Source organism: Pseudomonas sp. P97.38, from assembly GCF_001269745.1.
In the GTDB taxonomy this organism is placed as follows: Bacteria; Pseudomonadota; Gammaproteobacteria; order Pseudomonadales; family Pseudomonadaceae; genus Aquipseudomonas; species Aquipseudomonas chlororaphis_E.
The window spans coordinates 41621-62924 of the sequence record NZ_LHVJ01000016.1 but is presented as its reverse complement, the minus strand read 5'-3'; the positions used below and the strand labels follow the sequence as shown (position 1 = coordinate 62924).

The window sequence follows — 21304 nt, the reverse complement described above, 5'->3', positions numbered from 1 at the left end:
TCCACCCTGTGGGCGTGAACGCTACCAATCGTCATCCCGTGCGCGACATTCACACCCGATCAGCACTTTGCGTCATTTCATCCTGACGCCAGCGGTGTAGAATCGCGACATTCATCGCCATTCATCCCCGGCGGGTTTATGAGCTCATGCCCAGGCTCGCAGCGATCCTGCACAGTCATCGGCCACCTCCAGACACTGCGCCCATCCCGAGTGTTCCAGAGGTCAACAGAAGCTCACTTCCCCTTGTTACCTGATTAGTACCTGATTAGCCGCCCGGAGTGCTCCATGCCCGATTACCGCTCGAAAACATCCACCCATGGCCGCAACATGGCCGGCGCCCGTGCCTTGTGGCGCGCCACGGGGATGAAAGATGACGACTTCAAGAAGCCGATCATCGCCGTTGCCAACTCCTTCACCCAGTTCGTACCGGGCCACGTGCACCTCAAGGACCTGGGTCAACTGGTGGCCCGGGAAATCGAACGCGCTGGCGGCGTGGCGAAAGAATTCAACACCATCGCCGTGGACGACGGCATCGCCATGGGCCACGACGGCATGCTCTATTCGCTGCCCAGCCGCGAGATCATCGCCGACTCCGTCGAGTACATGGTCAACGCCCACTGCGCCGACGCCATCGTGTGCATTTCCAACTGCGACAAGATCACCCCCGGCATGCTGATGGCCGCGCTGCGCCTGAATATCCCGGTGATCTTCGTTTCCGGCGGCCCGATGGAAGCCGGCAAGACCAAGCTGGCCAGCCACGGCCTCGACCTGGTGGACGCCATGGTGATCGCCGCCGACTCCAGCGCTTCTGACGAGAAGGTGGCCGAGTACGAGCGCAGCGCCTGCCCGACCTGCGGTTCGTGCTCCGGCATGTTCACCGCCAACTCGATGAACTGCCTGACCGAAGCCCTGGGCCTGGCCCTGCCGGGCAACGGCTCGACCCTGGCCACCCACAGCGATCGCGAGCAGCTGTTCCTGCAGGCCGGCCGGACCATCGTCGAGCTGTGCAAGCGCTACTACGGTGAGAACGATGCTTCGGTGTTGCCACGCAACATCGCCAACTTCAAGGCGTTCGAAAACGCCATGACCCTGGACATCGCCATGGGCGGTTCCACCAACACCATCCTGCACCTGCTGGCCGCCGCCCAGGAAGCCGAGATCGATTTCGACCTGCGCGACATCGACCGCCTGTCCCGCAACGTGCCGCAACTGTGCAAGGTCGCGCCGAACATCCAGAAGTACCACATGGAAGATGTACACCGTGCCGGCGGGATCATCAGCATCCTCGGTTCCCTGGCCCGAGGCGGGTTGCTGCACACCGACCTGCCGACCGTGCACAGCAAGACCATGGCCGAGGCCATTGCCAAGTGGGACATCACCCAGACCACCGACGAAGCCGTGCATCACTTCTTCAAGGCAGGCCCGGCGGGCATTCCGACACAGACCGCGTTCAGCCAGTCGACCCGTTGGGAAACCCTGGACGACGATCGTGAGAACGGCTGCATCCGCAGCGTCGAGCACGCCTACTCCAAGGAAGGCGGGCTGGCCGTGCTGTACGGCAACATCGCCCTGGACGGTTGCGTGGTGAAGACCGCCGGCGTCGATGAGTCGATCCACGTGTTCGAAGGCAACGCCAAGATCTTCGAAAGCCAGGACAGCGCCGTGCGCGGGATCCTCGCGGACGAGGTGAAGGCCGGCGACATCGTGATCATTCGCTACGAAGGCCCGAAAGGTGGCCCGGGCATGCAGGAAATGCTCTACCCCACGTCCTACCTGAAGTCCAAGGGCCTGGGCAAAGCCTGCGCCCTGCTCACCGACGGCCGTTTCTCCGGCGGGACTTCGGGCCTGTCCATCGGTCACGCTTCGCCTGAAGCGGCGGCAGGTGGCGCCATCGGCCTGGTGCGCGATGGCGACAAGGTGCTGATCGACATTCCGAACCGCTCGATCAACCTGTTGATCAGCGATGAAGAACTGGCCGCGCGCCGCGTCGAACAGGACAAGAAAGGCTGGAAGCCGGTGGAAGTGCGCCCGCGCAAGGTCACCACGGCACTCAAGGCCTACGCCCTGCTCGCCACCAGCGCCGACAAGGGCGCGGTGCGTAACAAGGCAATGTTGGGTTAGGAGCAGCTACGAGCTGCAAGCTTCAAGCTGCAAGAGAAAAGCGGACCGGTTCTCGCTTGCAGCTTGTAGCTTGTAGCTTGCATTCCTACTGAATGTCTTCCGGCTTGACGATCACCCAGTTCTTGTCCGCCGTCACGGGCAGGCCTTCCTTGGCCTGGGCTGCGGCATGCTTGGCCATCATGCCGTTGAGTTGGGTCATGTATTTGTCCTTGCGGTTGACCCACAGGTGGATGCCGCCCTTCGCTACGTCCACATCGTGGAACAACATGTAGCCATCGCTGCTCGGCGTGTCACCGCCCACGAGCACCGGTTTCTTCCATTCGTCGATGTAGGTCAGGATCGCCGCATGCTTGCCGGCCATCCAGGTCGCCGGCGTCCACAAGTAAGGCGTGTACTCCAGGTCGAGGTTGGCCTTCTCGTCATACTTGCCGGCGCTGATCTGCTTGCGGGCCGTGGTCAGTTCGCCCGTCTTGCGATCCTTGAGCAGCGTGGTCACGCCGATCACATTCTGCGGCTTGAGGTTGTAGCCATACTTCGGGTCGGCGGCGACCATGCGCACCAGCTCTTCCGACGCCGCGGTCATGACATAGACCTCGATGCCGTTTTCCATCAGCTTGTTGTACAGCTCGGCCTGGCCGGTGAAGACCTTGGGCGGGTTGACGGTGGAGTTGACGACCTTGTCGCCGTCGTAATACGTGGTGGGCACCGGCTTGCCGGAAGCCATCAGCTCGTCGACGTAGCCCTTGAGCTCTTTGAGGGTGAAGCCGGAGAACACCTGGGCCACCCAGGGGTAGCAGACCATGTCGTCCACTTCGCACAGGCGATAGTAATAGCTGAACAGGCTTTCCTTGTGGTCGGCGGTGTCCTTGAACGGCATCAGCTTGAGGGACGGGTCCAGGGTTTCGCGGGTGATGAGGCCCTTGTTCTCCATGAACGGCAGCAACGATTCCTCGAGGTCGTAACGGTAGCTGGTGTTGTCCATGTCGAACACCGCGTAGTTACCCTTGTTGGCGTTGGCCGCGATCATCGCGTCCAGGGCCTTGGCCTGCTCGGCCGGCCAGTGCTTGAGCTCGGTGGCAAGGGCCTGTCCGGCCAGGCCCAGGCTCAAGGCGACAGCGAGAAAACGAGGTGCGAGCTTCATCGGCATTTCTCCCAGGTTCAAAGAACCCGACGCTAACAAATGCGTATGACAGTCCTCGCCTGTCCGCGACCGCTTACGTCTTGAAAACGCCAGCGACGTACCCGCAAACGCCACGTCCTTATTCCATAAACGACATTCAACATGCATTTTTAGTATTAATTCATTAGTTATCAGACTGTTAGGCTTCCCGGTTCGCAGTCGCGGCTTCAAGCGACTGGCAAAGTCTTAACGGAGCTCTCTTGATGAATCTGCCGCTGATCCTCAATCTGCTGGTGTTCCTCGCCTTGCTGTTCGGCCTGGCGCAAACCCGTCACGCCAGCTGGAGCCTGGCCAGGAAAGTACTGCTGGCCCTGGTGCTGGGCGTGGGGTTCGGGGTGGCCCTGCACACGATCTACGGGGCTGGCAACCCGGTGCTCAAGGCCTCGATCGGCTGGTTCGACCTGGTCGGCAACGGTTACGTGCAGCTGTTGCAGATGATCGTCATCCCGCTGGTGTTCGCTTCGATCCTCAGCGCCGTGGCGCGTCTGCACAACGCCTCGTCCCTGGGCAAGATCAGCTTCCTGACCATCGGCACCCTGCTGTTCACCACGGCCATCGCCGCCCTGATCGGGATCGGCCTTACCAACCTGTTCGGCCTCACCGCTGAAGGGCTGGTGGCCGGTAGCCAGGAGCTGGCGCGCCTGCAAGTGATCCAGAGCGATTACGCCGGCAAGGTCGCCGACCTGAACATCCCGCAGTTGCTGCTTTCGTTCATTCCACAAAACCCCTTTGCCGACCTGGCCCGGGCCAAGCCGACCTCGATCATCAGCGTGGTGATCTTCGCCGCGTTCCTCGGCGTGGCCGCCCTGCAATTGCTCAAGGATGACGCGCAAAAAGGTCAGAAAGTGATCGACGCCATCGACACCCTGCAGAGCTGGGTCACGCGTCTGGTGCGGTTGGTGATGAAGCTGACGCCCTATGGCGTGCTGGCGTTGATGACCAAAGTGGTGGCGGGCTCCAACCTGCAGGACATCATCAAGCTCGGCAGTTTCGTGGTGGTGTCGTACCTGGGCCTGGGCCTGATGTTCGTCGTCCATGGCCTGCTGGTCAGCGCGGCGGGGATCAACCCGCTGCGTTTCTTGCGCAAGATCTGGCCGGTGCTGACCTTCGCCTTCACCAGCCGCTCCAGCGCGGCAACCATCCCGCTGAGCATCGAAGTCCAGACCAGCCGCCTCGGCATTCCGCGCGCCATCGCCAGCTTCAGCGCCTCGTTCGGCGCCACCATCGGCCAGAACGGTTGCGCCGGCCTGTATCCGGCGATGCTGGCGGTCATGGTTGCGCCGACAGTGGGCATCAACCCGCTGGACCCGGTATGGATCGCGACGCTGGTGGCGATCGTGACCTTGAGTTCGGCGGGCGTCGCCGGGGTCGGTGGCGGGGCGACATTTGCCGCGCTGATCGTGCTGCCGGCGATGGGCTTGCCGGTCTCGCTGGTGGCGCTGTTGATTTCCGTCGAGCCGCTGATCGACATGGGTCGCACGGCGCTGAACGTCAGCGGCTCGATCACCGCCGGGGCGATCACCAGCCAGGTGATGCAACAGACCGACAAGGCCTTGCTCGACGCTGATGAACATGGGGAGTTGGTGCACGCTTGATGCGTGGCGCCTGATAGACCGCTTTCGCGAGCAAGCTCGCTGCCACAGTCGACCGAGGTCTGCCTGACAAAACTCGGTTAACTGTGGGAGCGAGCTTGCTCGCGATGCCCTTAACGCCTCTCCCACACCTCGAAGCTATACGCCGGCTTATCCCCTTCGGCCGGGTTCGGCTGGTTCGATACCAGCGTCCACTGGTTCGCGTCGAACGCCGGAAACCAAGCATCCCCTTCCGGGCTCAGCGCCACGCGGGTCAGATACAGTCGGTCGGCCTGCTCCAGAGCCTGGGCGTACAACTGCGCACCGCCGATCAACATCAGCTCATCGACACCCTGCGCCAGCGCCCAGGCTTCGGCCCGTTCCACGGCGGCGTCGAGGCTGGAAAAGACTTCCGCACCCTCGAGCAGCAAGCCAGGCTGGCGACTGACCACGATGTTCAGGCGCCCCGGAAGCGGTCGACCGAGGGAATCCCAGGTCTTGCGCCCCATGATGATCGGCTTGCCCAGGGTGGTGGCCTTGAAGTATTTGAAATCCCCCGGCAAGTGCCAGGGCATGCTGTTGTCTACGCCGATCACCCGGTTTTCACCAAGGGCTGCGATCAGGCTTAAGGGAAGTGTTTTTTTCATGCCGCCGAGGATACCAGAGGCGCGCCGTACCCCGACAGGCGCTACAGCGGTTATGCTCAACCCTCATTTGAGCTACGGAAGCACCCGTGACGAAACTGCAAGAACTCTGGTTGACCGAGGCCATCCGCCTGCGTGAAGAGCACGCCGGCCCGTTGCAGGACCAGGAAGCCAATCGTCTGGCCCGTGCGGCCGGCGGTGAGTTGTCCACCCGCATCCGCCATCGCGCCCGCTGGCTGGCCGAGCGCGATGGCCTCGTCCTGGCTCTGCGCCACTGGTTGCAAGGGGCGCGCCTGGCACTGATGGTGTTGGCGGTACTCGCCGTGGTCAGCGGCGCCGGCCTGGGCTTTGCCGCACTCGGCGACGGTCAGACGCCAGTCAACGTGTTCTGGGCCTTGGGCAGCCTCCTGGGCCTCAACCTGGTCTTGCTGATCGGCTGGGCCCTCGGCCTGGCGTTCGCCGGGGGCCAGGATGCCGTGCTGGGCCGCTTGTGGTTGTGGCTCAGCGAGAAGCTCGCCCGCGATGCCAAGGCCATCCAACTGGCGCCGGCCCTGCTGCTGTTGTTGCAACGAAAGCGACTCAACCGTTGGGTTCTCGGGGCGCTGGTCAACGGCGTCTGGCTGGTAGCGATGGTCAGCGCGCTGGTCATCGTACTGATGCTGATGGCGACCCGGCGCTACGGGTTTGTCTGGGAAACCACCCTGCTCGGCAGCGAGACCTTTGTTGCCCTGACACGCGCCCTCGGTACTGTGCCTGCCCTGCTGGGTTTCAACGTACCGACCGTGGAGATGATCCGCGCCAGCGGCGACGGCGCCCTGAACCTCGACAGCGCCCGCCAGGCCTGGGCCACCTGGCTGGTGGGCGTGGTGCTGGTCTACGGCGTGCTGCCACGCCTGGGCCTGGCGCTGCTGTGCCTGTGGCGCTGGCGCCGCGGTCGCGCCGACCTGGCCCTGGACTTGAACCTGCCGGGCTATGCCCAGTTACGCGAACGCCTGATGCCCAGCAGCGAGCGACTGGGAATCAACGACGCCGCGCCCGCCCAGTTGCATCAGGTGCAAAGCCCCGCCGGCACGGTGCAAAGCACCGGCGCCTTGCTGGTGGCCATCGAGCTGGACGAGCGGCCCTGGCCGCCGAAGCTGCCCGACTCGGTGAAAAACGCCGGTGTCCTCGACAGCCGCGAGTCTCGCCACAAACTCCTCGAACAACTGTCGCGATTTCCACCGGCGCGGTTGGCGATTGCCTGTGATCCACGCCGCTCGCCAGACCGGGGCAGCCTGGCGTTGATCGCCGAACTGGCCCGCAGCGCCAGCGCCACCCGCGTGTGGCTGTTACAGGCGCCGCCCGGCGAAGCGCTGGACGCCGAACGCCTGGGCGACTGGCACAGCGCGCTGCAACAGCTGCAACTGCCTTTCGCCGATTGCGCCCCCATGAGCTGGCTGGAGAACGGCCATGACTGATTCCATCAAGCCGCTGAAACTGGCCGTGGTCGGCCATACCAACGTCGGCAAGACCTCGCTGCTGCGCACCCTTACCCGGGACGTCGGCTTCGGCGAAGTGTCCCATCGCCCGAGCACCACCCGGCACGTCGAGGGCGCACGCCTCTCGGTGGACGGGCAAGCCCTGCTGGAGCTGTACGACACCCCGGGCCTGGAAGACGCCATCGCCTTGCTCGACTACCTCGAATGCCTGGAGCGCCCCGGTGAGCGCCTGGACGGCCCGGCACGCCTGGCCCGTTTCCTCGAAGGCAGCGAGGCGCGACAACGCTTCGAGCAAGAGGCCAAGGTGTTGCGGCAGTTGCTCGCCAGCGACGCCGGCATTTATGTCATCGACGCCCGCGAACCGGTGCTGGCCAAGTACCGCGATGAGCTGGAAGTCCTCGCCAGTTGCGGCAAGCCGCTGCTGCCGGTGCTCAATTTCGTCAGCAGCACCCAACACCGCGAGCCCGACTGGCGCGAAGCCCTGGCACGCCTGGGGCTGCATGCCCTGGTGCGTTTTGACAGCGTTGCGCCGCCCGAGGATGGCGAACGACGCTTGTATGAAAGCCTCGCGCTGTTGCTGGAAAGCGCCCGTGGGCAGCTGGAGCGGTTGATTGCCGACCAACAGGCCCAGCGCCAGGCCCGCCAGCAGAGCGCAGCCCGGTTGATCGCCGAGCTGTTGATCGACTGCGCCGCCTGCCGCCGCAGCGTCGCCAGCGACCCCGAGCGGGAGCGCCAGGCCATCGACGAGCTGCGCCATGCGGTGCGTCAGCGCGAACAACGCTGCGTCGAATCCCTGCTCAAGCTCTATGCCTTCCGCCCCCAGGACGCCGCCGCCAGTGACTTGCCACTGCTCGACGGACGCTGGGGCGATGACCTGTTCAATCCAGAAACCCTCAAGCAATTGGGTGTGCGGGTTGGCGGGGGAATCGCCGCAGGCGCCGCGGCCGGTGCCGGGGTGGACTTGCTGGTGGGCGGCCTGACCCTCGGCGCCGCCGCCCTCGCCGGGGCCATTGCCGGCGGCGCCCTGCAAACCGCCCGCAGCTACGGCAATCGACTCATGGGCAAACTCAAGGGCCAGCGTGAACTGACGGTGGACGACAGCGTGCTGCGCCTGCTGGCCCTGCGCCAACGGCAACTGCTGCAAGCCCTCAACCAGCGTGGCCATGCGGCCCTCGACAGCATCCGCATCGCCACGCCCCAGGCAGACAAGACCTGGCGCGAAGGCAAGCTGCCCGACGCCCTGGCCAAGGCCCGCGCCCATCCCCAGTGGTCTTGCCTCAACCCCCAGGCGCGGTTGAGCCAGGCCGAGCGGCAGGAGCAGATCGAGCAGTTGGCGGGTCAGTTATAGCCCACCCAAACCTGTGGCGAGGGAGCTTGCTCCCGCTGGATCACGCAGTGATCCCACAATGCGGCAGGTACCACGGCGCTCATGCCTGGGGCCGCTACGCTGCCCAGCGGGAGCAAGCTCCCTCGCCACAAAAGCCATATGGCCGGTGATTACTCGTCGCTCAACACCACGAGCGCCAACGCAACTTCAGCCAACTCCAACTCATTGAACACCCGCACCCCATGGCGCTTGAGCAAGGCCGCTGTCACGCCCTCGCCACTGACTTTCACGCCACTAAACGTGCCGTCGTAGGTCAGCAGGTTGCCGCACGATGGGCTGTTGGCCTTGAGCACGGCGATCCGGATGCCGTGTTCGCGGACCAGCGCCAGCGCCTGGTCGGCGCCCGACAGGAACTGCGCACTCACGTCCTCGCCCTCGGTGGTGATCACCGCCGCCTGGCCGTCGAGCACCTGGGCGCCTTGTCCCCCGGCAATCTCCGCCGCGGCCCGGGGCGTGGGCAGGCCGCCGGCGACTTCCGGGCACAGGGGCACGACCCGGCCTTCGTCGAGCCATTGCTGGAGTTGATCGAATGGCCCGCTGGCACCGCCGTCATAGCGCACCCGGTGGCCAAGCAGGCAGCGACTGACCAGGATCTTTTCCATGGGGTCAGAACAACTCGTTGCCGCGGCGCCGGAACCAGCCGGTCAAGGACAGGCGGTTGCGCGTGGCCGGCAGGACTTCGTGGGGGATCTCACCCGAGAGGAACACCACCAGGCAGCCCCCGACGGGCACGACGTCATGCTCCACGCCGTCGTCCAGGTACATGCGCAACTGGCCACCCTGTTCCGCCGACCAGGCGTCATTGAGGTAGAGCACCGCCGACACCATGCGCCGGTCGTCGTCGCGAAAGCGGTCGACGTGCTTGAGGTAGAACGCGCCGGGCGGGTACAGGGCGAAGTGGCTTTCGAAATCTTCCAGGCCCAGGAACAGCCCACGGTTCATCGCCTCGCGCAGGCTGTCCATCAAGGCCAGGTAATGATCGCAAGCCTGCGCCTGGCCAGGCTCGATCCATTGGATGCGATCACCCCGGATACCTTCGCGGATCTCCGAGAACGGTCCGCGCCCGACCGCCGCCGGCGCCAGTTCGCCTTCGGCGGCGCGCTGGCGACACTCGGCCGCCAGGGCGCGGGTCAGCGCGTCCGGCAGGAACAGGTTCTGCTGCGACCAGCCGTGCTCGGCCAGGTCGTCGACGATACGTAACAGCAGCGGGTGATCAGAAGGTATTTGCATGGCGCGCATAGTATGCCTGTGCCTGCAAAACCGACAGCGCCACGCAGCGACTTTACGGCGCCAGGTAGCACTGGCGTACGAACTTGATACGAATTCTCGACAAGTTCCCATGCCCCACGGAGAATAGTCGGCTGCTGACAGGAGTCCCTATGCGCCGTTTGCTTTTCTCACTGTTGATGTTCTGCGTGTTGCCCGCCTGGGCAGACAGCTACGACCAGTTGTACAAGGTCGCCGGCTGGCCGGAACAACGGGCGCATTTCAATGACGCCCTGAGCGCGGCCCAGCAGCGCTACCAGAGCAGCCTGCCACCGGCGGTGTTCCAGGCCCTGGTGACCAACAGCAATCAACGCTTCGCCCCCCAGGCCATGGACCAGCGGGCCGAGGCGCAAATGCGCAAGAACCTTCGCGATCCGAACCCGGCACTGAATTTTTTCCAGACGCCCCTGGGTCGCAAGGTCGTGGCGGCCGAGTTGCTGGCCACCCGGCGTGATCAACTGGCCAAGAACGCCAAGGGCCTGCCAAAGATGCAGGCCAGTGACAATCGCCTGCTGATCATCGGCCACCTGGCCCAGGCCCTGCCAGCCCGCGAGGCCGGCGCCGAGGTCAGCCTGGCGATCGCCGGCGTCGCGGCCGACAGCCTGAGTTCGATGATCCCCGGCCTGCTGGGCGCCGGCCAGGCCCAGGGCATGCTGAACGGCCAGCGCCAGCGGTTGATGGAGCAGATCGGCGCGGACCTGAACAACACGCTGCTGTACGTCTACCGTGACCTGAGCGATACCGAGCTGGAAGAATTCGCCACTTTCGCCGAATCAGCCGAGGGCCAGGCTTATTATCAAGCCGCGCTGGCGGCGATCCGGGCGGGGCTGGCGGTGGGGCAGAATCTCGGGCAGTAGTTCTTAGCGCCTGCACTGCCGCTTTCGCGAGCAAGCCCGCTCCCACACTGGATTTCGACAGGTCACGAAATCGGAGTTCACTCATGGCCTTGTGGGAGCGAGCTTGCTCGCGATTGCAAATTCAAAGTCACCGCCGCATCCGGCTCATCCGCTTCGCCAGAAACCCGAACATCTCCTGGCGCAACGCCAGGGTCTCGTTCGCCAGGTGATGCCGTCCCTGGGGCAGCATCAGCACCTGGGGCCGGTCGAACTTGCTGCGCAACACGTCCAGGTTGTGTTTCCAATCCACCGTCATGTCGGCCTGGCCCTGCACGATCAGCGGCTGGCGTGGGCTGCCCGGGGCGGCCTCGATACGCTTGATCCACTGGCCCAGCGCCCCGACCCATGCCGTGGGCAGGCGTAGCGGTTGCAGTGGGTCGGCTTGCAGGAATGGCAGGAACTGCGGGTCACTGGAGTTTTCGCTGAAGCGCCGGGCAATGCCGGTCACGAACGGCTTGAGCAGGTAATAACTGAGGCGCGACCAGCCCCACGCCCGCGGTCGCACCAAAGGCGACAGCAGGATGACCTGGCCCTGGGCCGGGCTCCGGGCGCCCTGGTTGAGCACGTGATCGACCACGATGGCCCCACCGGTGCTCTGCCCGCACAGGTGCCACGGCTGGGGCAGCTCCAGCGTGGCGGCCTCGCCCAACAGGCCCTGCAAGGTGGCCTGGTATTCGGCGAAATCACCGATGCTGGCGCGCTCGCCACTGGACAGGCCATGGCCCGGCAAGTCACAGGCGATCACCGCGAAGCCCTGCTCCAGGCCCCATTCGATCAAGTGCCGGTACAGCCCCATGTGATCGTAGTAGCCGTGGAACACGAACAGCGTCGCCACGGCTTTTTCCGGCCACCAGACCTGACTGACGAGCGTGTAGCCCTCTACCTCGAAACACCCCAGCCCCTTGCGTACGTCGCGCCCGGGAAAGTCCAGGCCATAGAAGCGCTGGTACGCCTGGGCTTGCTCCGACAGGGGTTGCCACCGGGCCAGGGGTTGCAGGCTGGCACGCAGGAGATCGGGATCGAAAGGGGCAGGCATCAATAGGTCCAGGCAGAAGCGCATCGCGCGAAACAGACTTTGTAGGCCTGCGATATTCATCTGTCGCGGCGGGCATGGCAAGCTACGCGACCTCAGAGGATCGACACCATGCGCCCGTCCCACCGCACGACCTTGCTTGCCAGCCTGCTTGCCCTCGCGTGCGCCATCCTGTTGTGGGTGGCCTACGACTGGTTCCAGGGGCGTTTTCTGCGGGCCTTCAGCCAACACACGGCGGTATTTTCCGGCGAGCCGCTGCGCCTGCCGTCCGAGCTGGCCGGCCCCGGTGCCATCCGCCTGGTGCATTTCTGGGACCCGGCCTGCCCGTGCAACGTCGGTAACCAGCAACACCTGTCCGAACTGGTCGATCAATATGCCGCGCAAGGCGTGGAGTTTTATGCGGTCCAGAAAACCGGCAGCCAGGGCCAATTGCCCGCGACGCTCAGCCGCCTCAAACCCCTCGCCACACTCCCCGGTTCCAACCAGATTCCCGCCAGCCCGGCAGTGGCGATCTGGGACCGCAGCGGCCAACTGGCGTACTTCGGTCCCTACAGCGAAGGGCTGACCTGCAACTCCACTAACAGCTTTATCGAACCGATCCTTGAAGCGCTTAGTAGTGGCCGAAAAGTTAATGCCACTAACACATTGGCGGTGGGCTGTTATTGCCCCTGGTCAACTCCAAAGTGACTAAGCCGAACTACGAAACGTATTTCCAAAACCCACTAGTTCAGTACTAAGCGATCGAACATTTGTTTGATTGTAGAGCGTTTGCTCCAAACAGGCGCTTGCGCTGAACCGTTTGTCGGATCCAATTTTCCGAAGCCCCTCCTCCACGCCCCATTTTTTGGCCGAACCCCATGCCAGACGGGTCGCGCAGGGGTGTTCCGGCTTTCCGGCCGTCGAGCTGAAACGATTAACATCTGCCGTGCCAGCATGAACTTTTTTTTAATCGGTTCTCTAAACCTCCGTAGCAAACAGAACGTTGGTCTCAAGTCGGTCATGCCGCGGCGCGGGAAATTTCTACGCGCCTTTGATCTTTAATTGTCGACCTCCTACCAAAACAAGAATGGAATCGTCAGTGATGCAAAAGATGCTTTGCGCTGCACTTTCCACTACCCATAAAGAGGATGTTCTCAACCTTGAGGCGTTTGCCCAAAGTGTGGCGCCGCTCATGGTTGACGTGCTATTGCGCGGCGAAACCGGCACCGGCAAAGACACGCTGGCGGAGAAAATCCACCGCATGTCCGGTCGTTCCGGCAAGTTCGTCGCCATCAACTGCGCCGCCATTCCCGAGAGCCTGGCGGAGAGTCAACTGTTCGGGGCCAACACCGGTGCGTTTACCGGTGTCAGCCAGAGCCGCGCAGGGTTCGTCGAGGCGGCGCATAACGGAACGCTGTACCTGGACGAGGTCGACAGCATGCCCCTGGCGTTGCAAGCCAAGCTGCTGCGTGTCCTGGAATCCAGGACCGTCCAGCGCTTGGGTTCGACCCAGAGCATCCCGGTGAACATGCGGGTGATCGCCTCCGCCCAGTGCCCTTTGGGGGAGATGGTCGAACGGGGCGAGTTTCGTCGCGACCTGTATTTCCGGCTGAACATCGTCAGCCTCAAGCTGCCGCCCCTGCGCAGCCGCAAGGAACGCATCGTGCCGCTGTTCCAGTCACTGGTGCGGCGCGAAGCCAAGGCCCTGGACCGGCCCTACATCGCCCCATCGCCGGAGTTGCTGTGCCACCTGATCGGCTACGCCTGGCCAGGGAACATCCGTGAGCTGCAATCCGCCGCCAAGCGCTACGTGCTCGGCCTGCCAGCGCTGCCGCGCGCCGAACAGTCGGAGCACTGCAACACCACGCTCAATTTGAAGGAACAACTGCAGCAGTTCGAGAAAGTGCTCATCGAAGACTGCATGCGTCGCCACCATCGTCATATCGACAAGGTCATCGCCGAGCTGGGCATCGCCCGGCGCACGCTCTACTACCGGATGAAGTGCCTGGAAATATCGATGGGTTGAGTGCCCGGCGTGGAACCGTTTCCACCTGCGCCGCCACCTAACCTTCGAGACACTCACAACCGTCTCGCCATTCCACAATCCGGAGATACGACTATGAGTTTTGGTGGAGCTTCTCTTGCGGCCTCCATGGCGGCCATGCAGCAGATGGATGCTACCTCGGCCGCGATGACGACCATGAAATCCGAATTCGACCAAAAGAAACTGATCGCCGACACCATGAACGCCATCTCGGCAGAGTCCATGGACAGTGCCACCAAGGCCATTACGGCCATGGGGGAGGCGTCCAAGAACATACGATTCTGACAACCCGCTTCAAGCCCCGCCGCGGCGGGGTCTCTTCAAGCGCGATGAGATCAGGCCCATGCATATCGATCGGCTGAACAGCCTTCGTCCTCCCGCAGCCCTTTCACATGACGACTCCACGCAACGCCGCGCCTCGATCACCCAGGGCCTGGCCGATGCGGTGATCGAGCACCTGACGCAGCACGCGGGCAGCGGCCGGTTGAAAGAGTCACTGGTGCGATGGGGCGGTGAACACGACTCGGCAGGCGGACGCTCGCCCTTCGGCTGGCAGCCCCCGCAGCAGGGCTTGGCCGCGGAAACGGAAAACCCGCTGAACCTGGTCCTGACGGACATCCTGGAAGAGATCAACGGCGGTACCGGCCAGAACCTGGAGGTCGATATCGACGACGCCTATTCCGATGAAGACCTGTTTGGCGACCTGGCGCAGATGTTCGCCCATCGCCGGCCACCCATCGGCGACAACGACGTCGGCAGCCAGAGTGATTTCGGCAGTGCGAACAACCCGTTCTGCGGCGCGCTGTTCGGCGCCTGGGAAACGGACGGCCCGCTCGACCGGCATAACGCCAGCCTGCGCCTGTTGCTCAGGCTCATCGCGGTGCTGGGCCGGCGCAAGCTGCTGACGCTGCTGGACATCGACGACAGCGCGGGCCAGGCGCGCTACGAGCCGGACGACCAGGACCTGTTGTTCGAGATCGCCAGCTTCATGGACCAGCACCCACAGCGCTACCCGCCGCCCAGCACCCACGGCGAAACGTGGACATGGACCGAGCGCATCGCCCTCGGCACGCCACTGCAAGCCCGCGAAACCCGGCTGTTCCAGCTGGCCCTGGAACAACTGGACCTGGCGCTGGCTCGCCTGGCGGGCCAGTACCCGGTCGCGCGGCGGCGAGCCCGACGCGGGCGTGAGGAAATCGAGTTTCACCTGAGCGTCACCGGCAGTGCCCGCAACGTCCTGCGGCTGATGTGCGCCTGAAGGCATCCGCCCCTTTTGATTCATCCCCTCGAAATTGGAGAAGCCCATGGAAATACAAGCCATCGATGCCAGCCAACTGGCCTCCTCAACGGCCAAGGCGGGCGCACGGCCGCAGGCCAGTGCCGAGACCAGCGACGTCAGCTGGTTCAACGCCCAGATGCGCGAGAAGCCACCGGCGCCGGATAACGAAAACAACGTCGCGGCACGCATCATCGATTCGCTGTCGAGTCGCTCCGGCGAACTGCAACGACTGGACGAGCGCGCCAACCGCGACATGCTCAAGGCCATCCGCACCGCCGATCCGCAGGACATGTTGCAGTCCAACCGGTCGTTGTCGTCGTTCCACCTGGAAAGCCTGATGACCGCGAAACTGGTCAGCAAAGGCTCCCAGGCGATCGAGAAGCTCACTAACCTCCAGTAAAGGAAATGCCGGCCATGTTCATGCGCGCATGCTCAACGTTGTTACTGTGCTTGCTGCTCACGGCTTGCGAGGAGCGGTCGGCGCTGCACAGCCGCCTCTCCGAGCAGGATGCCAACGAAGTGATCGCAGAGTTGGCGGACAAGAACATCGAGGCGAGCAAGCAAGTCGACAAGGACGGCATGACCGTCCTGGTCGAGCCCGCCGACATGAACAGTGCCGTCCACGTGCTCGAAGCGGCCGGCCTGCCGCGCCGCTCACGTTCCAGCCTGGGGGATATCTTCCGCAAGGAAGGGGTCATTTCCACGCCACTGGAAGAGCGCGCCCGCTACATCTACGCGTTGTCCCAGGAGCTCGAATCGACCCTGTCGCAGATCGACGGCGTGGTGCTCGCCCGGGTCCATGTGGTCCTGCCGGAACGGGTCGCCCCCGGTGAACCGGTGCAGCCGGCATCGGCCTCGGTGTTCATCAAGCACACCGGCGCGCTGGATCCCGACAGCATCACGCCACGGGTGCGCAACCTGATCGCCAGCGGGATCCCCGGCATGGCCGATGCGGCCCACAATGCGAGCAAGTTATCGGTGGTGTTCGTGCCCACCGTGCCGTATCAGGAGCGACGCAAGATGGCGCACTTCGGGCCGTTCGTCATGCAGGCCGAGGAAGTCGCCTACTGGCGAACGGTCACTGTGGTGGCGGGCATCATATTGCTGGGGATCCTGTTGGGCGCCGGCTATGGTCTCTACCGGTTGTGGCGCAAGGGCGCCCTGACGCTGCCGCGCTTTCTCGAACACAAGCTCGCCCGGCCGGGCGCCCCCGCCGCACCACCGGGCAACACGGCGGCACCGTTGTTCGCGGTCAAGACACCGGGCGCTGGAACCCATGACAAAGGCTCTGCCGCATGAGCGCCGCGCTGGAGTGGGTTCACTGGTGGCACCACGCCTGGCGCCAGGCCACCCCCGAATGGCAGCCACCCGACCTTGCCCGCCTGAGTGCGTCATGCCTCGACGCCCTCGCCCGCGGGCACCACGCCGCGCTGGCCAGGCGCTTCGGCATGACGCCCTGCACGCCACCCAGGCCGAGCCCGGCGCAGCAGGCACTGCTTTGCGCACCGGCGGCCCTGGCCCTGGCCTGTGAGCTGGTGGCGACCACCTGTTCACCGTTGACGGCCGCCCCGGCGTTGTCGGCGCAGGACCGCGCCTGGTGCGAACGCACGGCCAAGGCATTGCGCCCCGGGCATTGGCTCGAACCGGACCAGGATCCGCTCGCGCTGCTGCAGGCCTGGCTCGACGAACCGACCTGGCAACGGGCGCGCCTGGCATTCCCTCGCGCAAGGATCATGGCCATCGAATGCAGCACGGCGCCCCAACCGCCCGCGGCCAGGCTCGACACGCTCTGGCAGTCCGCCTGCTGGAAAGCCGGGCAAAGCCTGGCGCCCCCCGTCCCTACCGCCCACGACACGGAGATCCACGATGCTCGCCCGGCGCTCGCTTGAACTACGCCCCGAAGGCCAGGGCTTACTGCAGCCCTATATCGCGCGCGAAACCCTGGTCGATTGCGCCCGTGCGCAACGTGTCATCGAACACGCCAGGGACCAGGCCGCGCAGTTACTCGAACAGGCCAGCGAAGTGGCCGAAGCGCAGGTCCTCCAAGCCCAGGCGCAATTCTGGGACAAGGCCGACGCCCTGCTCGCCACATGGGAAGCGCAGCGCCAGGCGATGTGGGAGCAGATTGAAAGCAGCGCTGCACGGCTGGTCAACGAGGCCCTGCAAACGCTACTGGACGAGGTGCCCGAACCGGCGCGCATCGATGCGCTGGTGCGTCAGTTGGCCTCGGGGCAACGCGATCCGGCCGCCGCTACCCTGCACTGTCATCCCGAAGACCTGGCGAGCCTGACCCGCATCCTCGGCAACGCCAGCCCGCAAGCCTGGACACCGGTGGCCGATGCCGGCATGGACCGCCATCAGGTGAAACTGCAAACCCCTGGCGGCACGTTCCAGCTCGACTGGCCCAGCGCCGTGCAAGCGCTGCGGCTGCCAGAGCCGCAACCCTAAATCCAGTCCACCGCTTCTTTTCTCGCTTGCTTGCGGAACCGCCACGGGCGTAACCACCACTCACCGGGTGAACACGCCCAAGCCCGGAGGAACCGTTTATGTCTTCTATCGATGCCCTGCAGCGCCGCCTCGACACTTACTTCCAACGCGCCACCGACAACGTCAACAACGCGGCGATGAACGCTGCGCAGAGCCAGTCCCTGGACGACATGCACACCTTCCTCACCAGCATGAACGGCATGTCGGTCGCGGTGACGGCGGCCACTCAACAGACCACGGCCCACCACAACCTCGCCAAGGCGATCATCGATGCAATGCCATGAGCTGCGCGCGCAGCTCATTCGCTGGAGTGCCGGCGCCGATGAGCCCGCGCCTTTCACCCTGGTCATCGACGACGGCGACGTCACCTTCGACAAACTCGAAGGCGCGCTGCTGCTGTCGGTCGAGCTGCCCGCCAGCGTGTCCAACGAGGCGGCCCTGGAAGAGGTGCTCCGGCTGGCCCACCCGAGCCTTTCGCGATTCCCCGGGGCACTGGCGCGCGCGCCCCACGATGCGCGGCTGTGGCTGATGGCGCAGCTGGCTCCGGACGGACACGTCGACGACTTGATCGAGTTACTCGAAGCGCTGCTCAACCAGCGCGACACCTGGCAATCGATTCTGCAAAAAGCCCCACGTGGTGCGGCGGCGCCCGTGGCGCGGCGGCCCTCGCACGCTCATTTCCTCGGAACAGGACTGCGCCATGCCTAACCAGTGGTTTATGCCGTACCGCTTGATGACCGAAGGCAACGCTCGTCTTCGCCAATTGATCACGCAGCGCTGGGCGAGCCCCTCGCTGATCGCGCTGGTGCTGGCCGGCTCGCTTGGGCTGGCCGCGCCGACACAGGCCGCCGTGCCCACCGATTGGAAGAACACCCCCTATGCCTATGACGCCCAGGCCACGCCGCTGACCAAGGTGCTCGATGACTTCGCCAATACCTTCGGCGTGCAACTGGTGATCGACGGCAACGTCAAGGGCACGGTGGAAGGCCGGATGCGGGCCGAAAGCCCCCAGGCGTTCCTCGACCGGCTCGGGCTGGAGAATCGCTTCCAGTGGTTCGTGTACGGCAGCAGCCTGTACGTCAGCCCGTTGCAGAACCAGCGCTCCAAGCGCCTGGAGGTGTCCGCCGATGCCGTGCCGGACATGAAACAGGCGCTGACCGACATCGGCCTGCTGGACCCGCGTTTCGGCTGGGGTGAATTGCCTGACGAAGGCGTGGTGCTGATCACCGGTCCCGAACGCTACGTGCGCCTGGTGACGCAGTTCGCCAAGGCACGCAAGACCCCCGAAGAAAAACAGGAAGTCATCAGCTTCCCGCTGCGCTACGCCACCGCGGCCGACCGCAACATCAAATACCGCGGCGACACCCTGGTCATCCCCGGCGTCGCCAGCATCCTGCGGGGCCTGCTGGAGAATCGTGGCTCGACCTCCGGCGCGGCACCCACCGCCCTGCCCCAAGCGTCGTTCCAGAACATGCAGGGCAACCAATCGATGGCCATGGGCAATATCGAACAACTGGCCTTCAACGGCATGGGCCGTCCGAACACCACCCGCGTGCAGCCCGGCGATAGCGGCGGTGGGAGCCGCGGCAAGATCCGCGTCGAAGCCGATGTGCGCAACAACGCTGTGCTCATCTACGACGCGCCCAAGCGCCGGGAAATCTATACCCCGCTGATCCGCGACGTGGACGTGCCGCGCAAACTGGTGGAAATCGACGCGATCATCCTGGACATCGACCGGACCCAACTGGCCGAACTGGCCTCCAACTGGAACGTCGAGAGCGGCGACCTGATCGGCGGCGCCTCGATGCTGCGCCCCGGTGCCAGCTCGACGGTATTCATCCAGGACTACGGCGACTTTTCCGCGCAACTGCGCGCGCTGGAAGGCCGCGGCCTGGCCACGGTGGTCGCCAACCCCTCGGTCCTGACCCTGGAGAACCAGCCGGCGGTCATCGACTTCAGCCGTACCGAATACCTCTCCGCCATCGGCGAGCGCGTGGCCAACATCGAGCCCATCACCGCCGGCACCAGCCTGCAAGTGGTGCCGCATGCCATCGAGACCGGCGGGCACAAGCAGATCCAGATGGCCCTGGACATCGAAGACGGCCGTATCGAACCTTCCGAGGTTGGCCAGCAGACGCCCAGCGTACGCCGCGGGGTGGTCAGCACCCAGGCGGTGATGGGCGAAAGCCGTTCGCTGGTGGTGGGCGGTTTCCACACCGAGGAAACCGGCGACAACCTGGAACGGGTGCCATGGCTGGGACGCATCCCGCTGCTGGGGCCGCTGCTGTTTTCGTCGACCACCCGCGAAACCAGCCGCCGGGAGCGAGTGTTCATCCTGACTCCGCGCCTGATAGGCGACCAGGTCGACCCGGCTCGCTACATCTCGACCCTCGACCGCGAACAGGTCGACAGCGCCATGGCGCGCCTGGAAGAGCGGCGCAACGGCAAACGCCCGGTCGGTCGCCTGGAGGTCAGCGACGTGCTCGCCCGCCTGGCCGACGGCAACATCCCGGCCTCGTTCAAGCAGGCCGACTCGATTCCGTACTCCCCCGAGACGCTGTGCGCCTTGCAGCCCGGACTGACGCTGGACGCCTCGCGCGCCCAATGGTTCGCCGGCCCCGACTACGGCATCGCCGTGGGCGTGGTGCGCAACGATGGCCAGCGGCGGTTGCGCTTCGATGAAGCGAGCTGTGGCAGCCGCTGGACCCTGGCGGCCTCTGCCTGGCCGAAAGTGTGGCTGGAGCCTGGTGAGGAAACCGAAGTGTTCGTGGTCATGAACCAGCCCGCGCGCGTGCCGGGCGGCGAACGTCCTTCCCTACTGCAAACCACTGCGAGGATGAATCCATGAGTCGCACACCGCTGCTGCTGGCCGTACTCCTGAGCCTGCCGGTATTCGCCGGCTGCGCAAGTCGCTCGGGCTGCCAGGCCGGTTCCTGTGAACGTGCCGAGCCCGACCCTGCGCGGATCGTCGTCTGGTGGTCGCCCGGCATGCGCGGCGGCCTCGGCTCGCCCGAACACCCACTCGACCACAGCGTCGTCCCCTTGGAGAACTGAATCGGCATGTCTTTCTCGGTGCACAGCGCAAGCACTCGCCAAGCTTTTCAAAAGAACATCATCGCCGGCATTGCGACGTATTGGGAAATTGCCCCCGGCATTGAGTTCGGCTTGAGACGCGAGCCTCACAGCGTGGGGCTCGCGCTACAAGTACAAAGCCAGGTGCTACGCGCCAACCAGATCCAGCAAGCGCTCGAACGACGCTTCGCCAACCCGCTGGAATACGCCCAACTGTTCGTGTTCCTCGACCCACAGCGAGCGCTCGTGGTGTGGCAGGCGCTGCCGGACTCCTCCATCACATCTGAACTGCTCGACGAGATCCAGTCCCGACAGCTTTCGCTGCTGGGCCTGGAAGACCTCGACGACCGTCCAGCCACCTACTGAGGTTCACCATGACCGCCGCACCGCTCGCCCAACGTTTGATCTCGGCCCTCGCAGACCATCTGCACGCGGACTTGCAACTGGAGCAAGGCGTGTGCGCGCTGTATGACAAGCACAACCGCGAAGCGGTGGTCATCGAGTTGCCCGAGCACAGCGACATGGCCATTCTCCACTGCACGATCGAGGTGACGGTCCACGCCCCCGGCCTGCACAAGCGCCTGCTGGAACTCAACTTTCGCCTGGACCTGCTCGGCGGCAGTTGGCTGGCCTTGGACGACAAGGCCTGTGTTCGCCTGTGCGCCCACAGCGCGTTGTCGGCCCTCGACGAAACCCGGTTCTGTCATTGGGTGGTGGGGTTCGTCGCCCAGGTCAACGAGGTGCGCCCTCGCCTCCTCGATTTGGCCAAGCCGGGCGAACCCCGTCCGGCGAGCCTCGCCATGAACCGCACCCGCCTGGGTTGAACCGCCCCGTCGAGCCCCACCAGGCATGCCTGGCGGGGCCGTG

At 64.7% G+C, this 21304-nt stretch carries 24 protein-coding genes; 19 read left to right on the top strand and 5 right to left on the bottom strand.

The window, feature by feature from the left end:
• Positions 1-285 precede the first annotated feature (285 nt).
• Positions 286-2121: a dihydroxy-acid dehydratase gene (gene ilvD, locus AD664_RS13320; protein WP_053147167.1), complete on the top strand. Its 1836-nt coding sequence runs from the start codon at positions 286-288 to the stop codon at positions 2119-2121.
• An 85-nt stretch (positions 2122-2206) separates the two neighbouring features.
• Here the strand turns inward: ilvD and AD664_RS13315 are convergent, their stop codons facing one another.
• A complete protein-coding gene (locus AD664_RS13315) occupies positions 2207-3262 on the bottom strand; it encodes a phosphorylcholine phosphatase (RefSeq protein WP_042731191.1) in 1056 nt (351 codons plus the stop codon).
• Positions 3263-3504: 242 nt separating this feature from the next.
• Between AD664_RS13315 and AD664_RS13310 the strand changes: the two genes are divergently transcribed.
• Complete coding sequence (locus tag AD664_RS13310; RefSeq protein WP_042731187.1) at positions 3505-4896, top strand: L-cystine transporter; 1392 nt, start codon at positions 3505-3507, stop codon at positions 4894-4896.
• Positions 4897-5006: 110 nt separating this feature from the next.
• Here AD664_RS13310 and AD664_RS13305 read toward each other — a convergent pair whose 3' ends face one another.
• Complete coding sequence (locus tag AD664_RS13305) at positions 5007-5519, bottom strand: dihydrofolate reductase (protein WP_053147164.1); 513 nt, start codon at positions 5517-5519, stop codon at positions 5007-5009.
• Positions 5520-5605: 86 nt separating this feature from the next.
• Between AD664_RS13305 and AD664_RS13300 the strand changes: the two genes are divergently transcribed.
• Both AD664_RS13300 and AD664_RS13295 read left to right on the top strand, forming a co-directional pair.
• Positions 5606-6973 carry a DUF2868 domain-containing protein gene (locus tag AD664_RS13300; RefSeq protein WP_053147163.1) on the top strand — a complete coding sequence of 456 codons (1368 nt, stop codon included), beginning with the start codon at positions 5606-5608 and terminating at the stop codon, positions 6971-6973.
• Positions 6966-8342 carry a GTPase/DUF3482 domain-containing protein gene (locus AD664_RS13295; RefSeq protein WP_053147161.1) on the top strand — a complete coding sequence of 459 codons (1377 nt, stop codon included), beginning with the start codon at positions 6966-6968 and terminating at the stop codon, positions 8340-8342. Before AD664_RS13300 ends, AD664_RS13295 begins: the two co-directional genes overlap by 8 nt.
• A gap of 149 nt (positions 8343-8491) precedes the next feature.
• On the opposite strand, the gene AD664_RS13290 is transcribed toward AD664_RS13295, so the two are convergent.
• Complete coding sequence (locus AD664_RS13290) at positions 8492-8983, bottom strand: DUF523 domain-containing protein (RefSeq protein ID WP_053147159.1); 492 nt, start codon at positions 8981-8983, stop codon at positions 8492-8494.
• A gap of 4 nt (positions 8984-8987) precedes the next feature.
• On the bottom strand, positions 8988-9620 hold the full coding sequence (locus AD664_RS13285) for a 2OG-Fe(II) oxygenase (protein WP_053147157.1): 633 nt from the start codon (positions 9618-9620) through the stop codon (positions 8988-8990).
• A 140-nt stretch (positions 9621-9760) separates the two neighbouring features.
• On the opposite strand from AD664_RS13285, the gene AD664_RS13280 reads away from it, so the two are divergent.
• Positions 9761-10504, top strand: a complete 744-nt coding sequence (locus AD664_RS13280; RefSeq protein WP_042731305.1) for a DUF2059 domain-containing protein — start codon at positions 9761-9763, stop codon at positions 10502-10504.
• A 127-nt stretch (positions 10505-10631) separates the two neighbouring features.
• On the opposite strand, the gene AD664_RS13275 is transcribed toward AD664_RS13280, so the two are convergent.
• The gene (locus tag AD664_RS13275; RefSeq protein WP_053147284.1) at positions 10632-11579 is read right to left on the bottom strand and encodes an alpha/beta hydrolase; all 948 of its coding nucleotides are present in this window, start codon (positions 11577-11579) and stop codon (positions 10632-10634) included.
• Positions 11580-11687: 108 nt separating this feature from the next.
• On the opposite strand from AD664_RS13275, the gene AD664_RS13270 reads away from it, so the two are divergent.
• The 14 genes from AD664_RS13270 (at position 11688) to AD664_RS13205 (ending at position 21261) form a co-directional block, all read left to right on the top strand.
• Positions 11688-12263 (top strand): DUF6436 domain-containing protein, encoded by a 576-nt coding sequence (locus tag AD664_RS13270; RefSeq protein ID WP_053147155.1) that lies wholly within the window; start codon positions 11688-11690, stop codon positions 12261-12263.
• A 394-nt stretch (positions 12264-12657) separates the two neighbouring features.
• Positions 12658-13581 (top strand): sigma 54-interacting transcriptional regulator, encoded by a 924-nt coding sequence (locus AD664_RS13265; protein ID WP_053147153.1) that lies wholly within the window; start codon positions 12658-12660, stop codon positions 13579-13581.
• Positions 13582-13884, top strand: a complete 303-nt coding sequence (locus AD664_RS13260) for a hypothetical protein (RefSeq protein ID WP_343294205.1) — start codon at positions 13582-13584, stop codon at positions 13882-13884.
• Positions 13885-13942: 58 nt separating this feature from the next.
• A complete protein-coding gene (locus tag AD664_RS13255; RefSeq protein ID WP_053147151.1) occupies positions 13943-14857 on the top strand; it encodes a type III secretion protein in 915 nt (304 codons plus the stop codon).
• A gap of 46 nt (positions 14858-14903) precedes the next feature.
• On the top strand, positions 14904-15278 hold the full coding sequence (gene sctI / locus AD664_RS13250; RefSeq protein WP_053147149.1) for a type III secretion system inner rod subunit SctI: 375 nt from the start codon (positions 14904-14906) through the stop codon (positions 15276-15278).
• Between the two features lie 14 nt (positions 15279-15292).
• A complete protein-coding gene (gene sctJ, locus AD664_RS13245) occupies positions 15293-16177 on the top strand; it encodes a type III secretion system inner membrane ring lipoprotein SctJ (protein WP_042731299.1) in 885 nt (294 codons plus the stop codon).
• Positions 16174-16767: a hypothetical protein gene (locus AD664_RS13240; RefSeq protein ID WP_053147147.1), complete on the top strand. Its 594-nt coding sequence runs from the start codon at positions 16174-16176 to the stop codon at positions 16765-16767. The genes sctJ and AD664_RS13240 overlap by 4 nt, the downstream gene beginning before the upstream one ends.
• Positions 16745-17326 (top strand): type III secretion system stator protein SctL, encoded by a 582-nt coding sequence (gene sctL / locus AD664_RS13235; protein ID WP_053147145.1) that lies wholly within the window; start codon positions 16745-16747, stop codon positions 17324-17326. Before AD664_RS13240 ends, sctL begins: the two co-directional genes overlap by 23 nt.
• 98 nt (positions 17327-17424) lie before the next feature.
• A complete protein-coding gene (locus tag AD664_RS13230) occupies positions 17425-17649 on the top strand; it encodes a type III secretion protein (RefSeq protein ID WP_042731296.1) in 225 nt (74 codons plus the stop codon).
• On the top strand, positions 17636-18073 hold the full coding sequence (locus AD664_RS13225; RefSeq protein WP_047735832.1) for a type III secretion system chaperone: 438 nt from the start codon (positions 17636-17638) through the stop codon (positions 18071-18073). Before AD664_RS13230 ends, AD664_RS13225 begins: the two co-directional genes overlap by 14 nt.
• Positions 18066-20213, top strand: a complete 2148-nt coding sequence (gene sctC, locus AD664_RS13220; protein WP_053147143.1) for a type III secretion system outer membrane ring subunit SctC — start codon at positions 18066-18068, stop codon at positions 20211-20213. The genes AD664_RS13225 and sctC overlap by 8 nt, the downstream gene beginning before the upstream one ends.
• Positions 20210-20419, top strand: a complete 210-nt coding sequence (gene hrpT, locus AD664_RS13215) for an HrpT family type III secretion system protein (protein WP_053147141.1) — start codon at positions 20210-20212, stop codon at positions 20417-20419. Before sctC ends, hrpT begins: the two co-directional genes overlap by 4 nt.
• A 111-nt stretch (positions 20420-20530) precedes the next feature.
• A complete protein-coding gene (locus AD664_RS13210; RefSeq protein WP_172679725.1) occupies positions 20531-20803 on the top strand; it encodes a type III secretion protein HrpV in 273 nt (90 codons plus the stop codon).
• Positions 20804-20811: 8 nt separating this feature from the next.
• Entirely contained in the window at positions 20812-21261 is a 450-nt protein-coding gene (locus tag AD664_RS13205; RefSeq protein WP_053147139.1) for a type III secretion system chaperone, read from the top strand.
• The last annotated feature ends 43 nt before the right edge of the window (positions 21262-21304 follow it).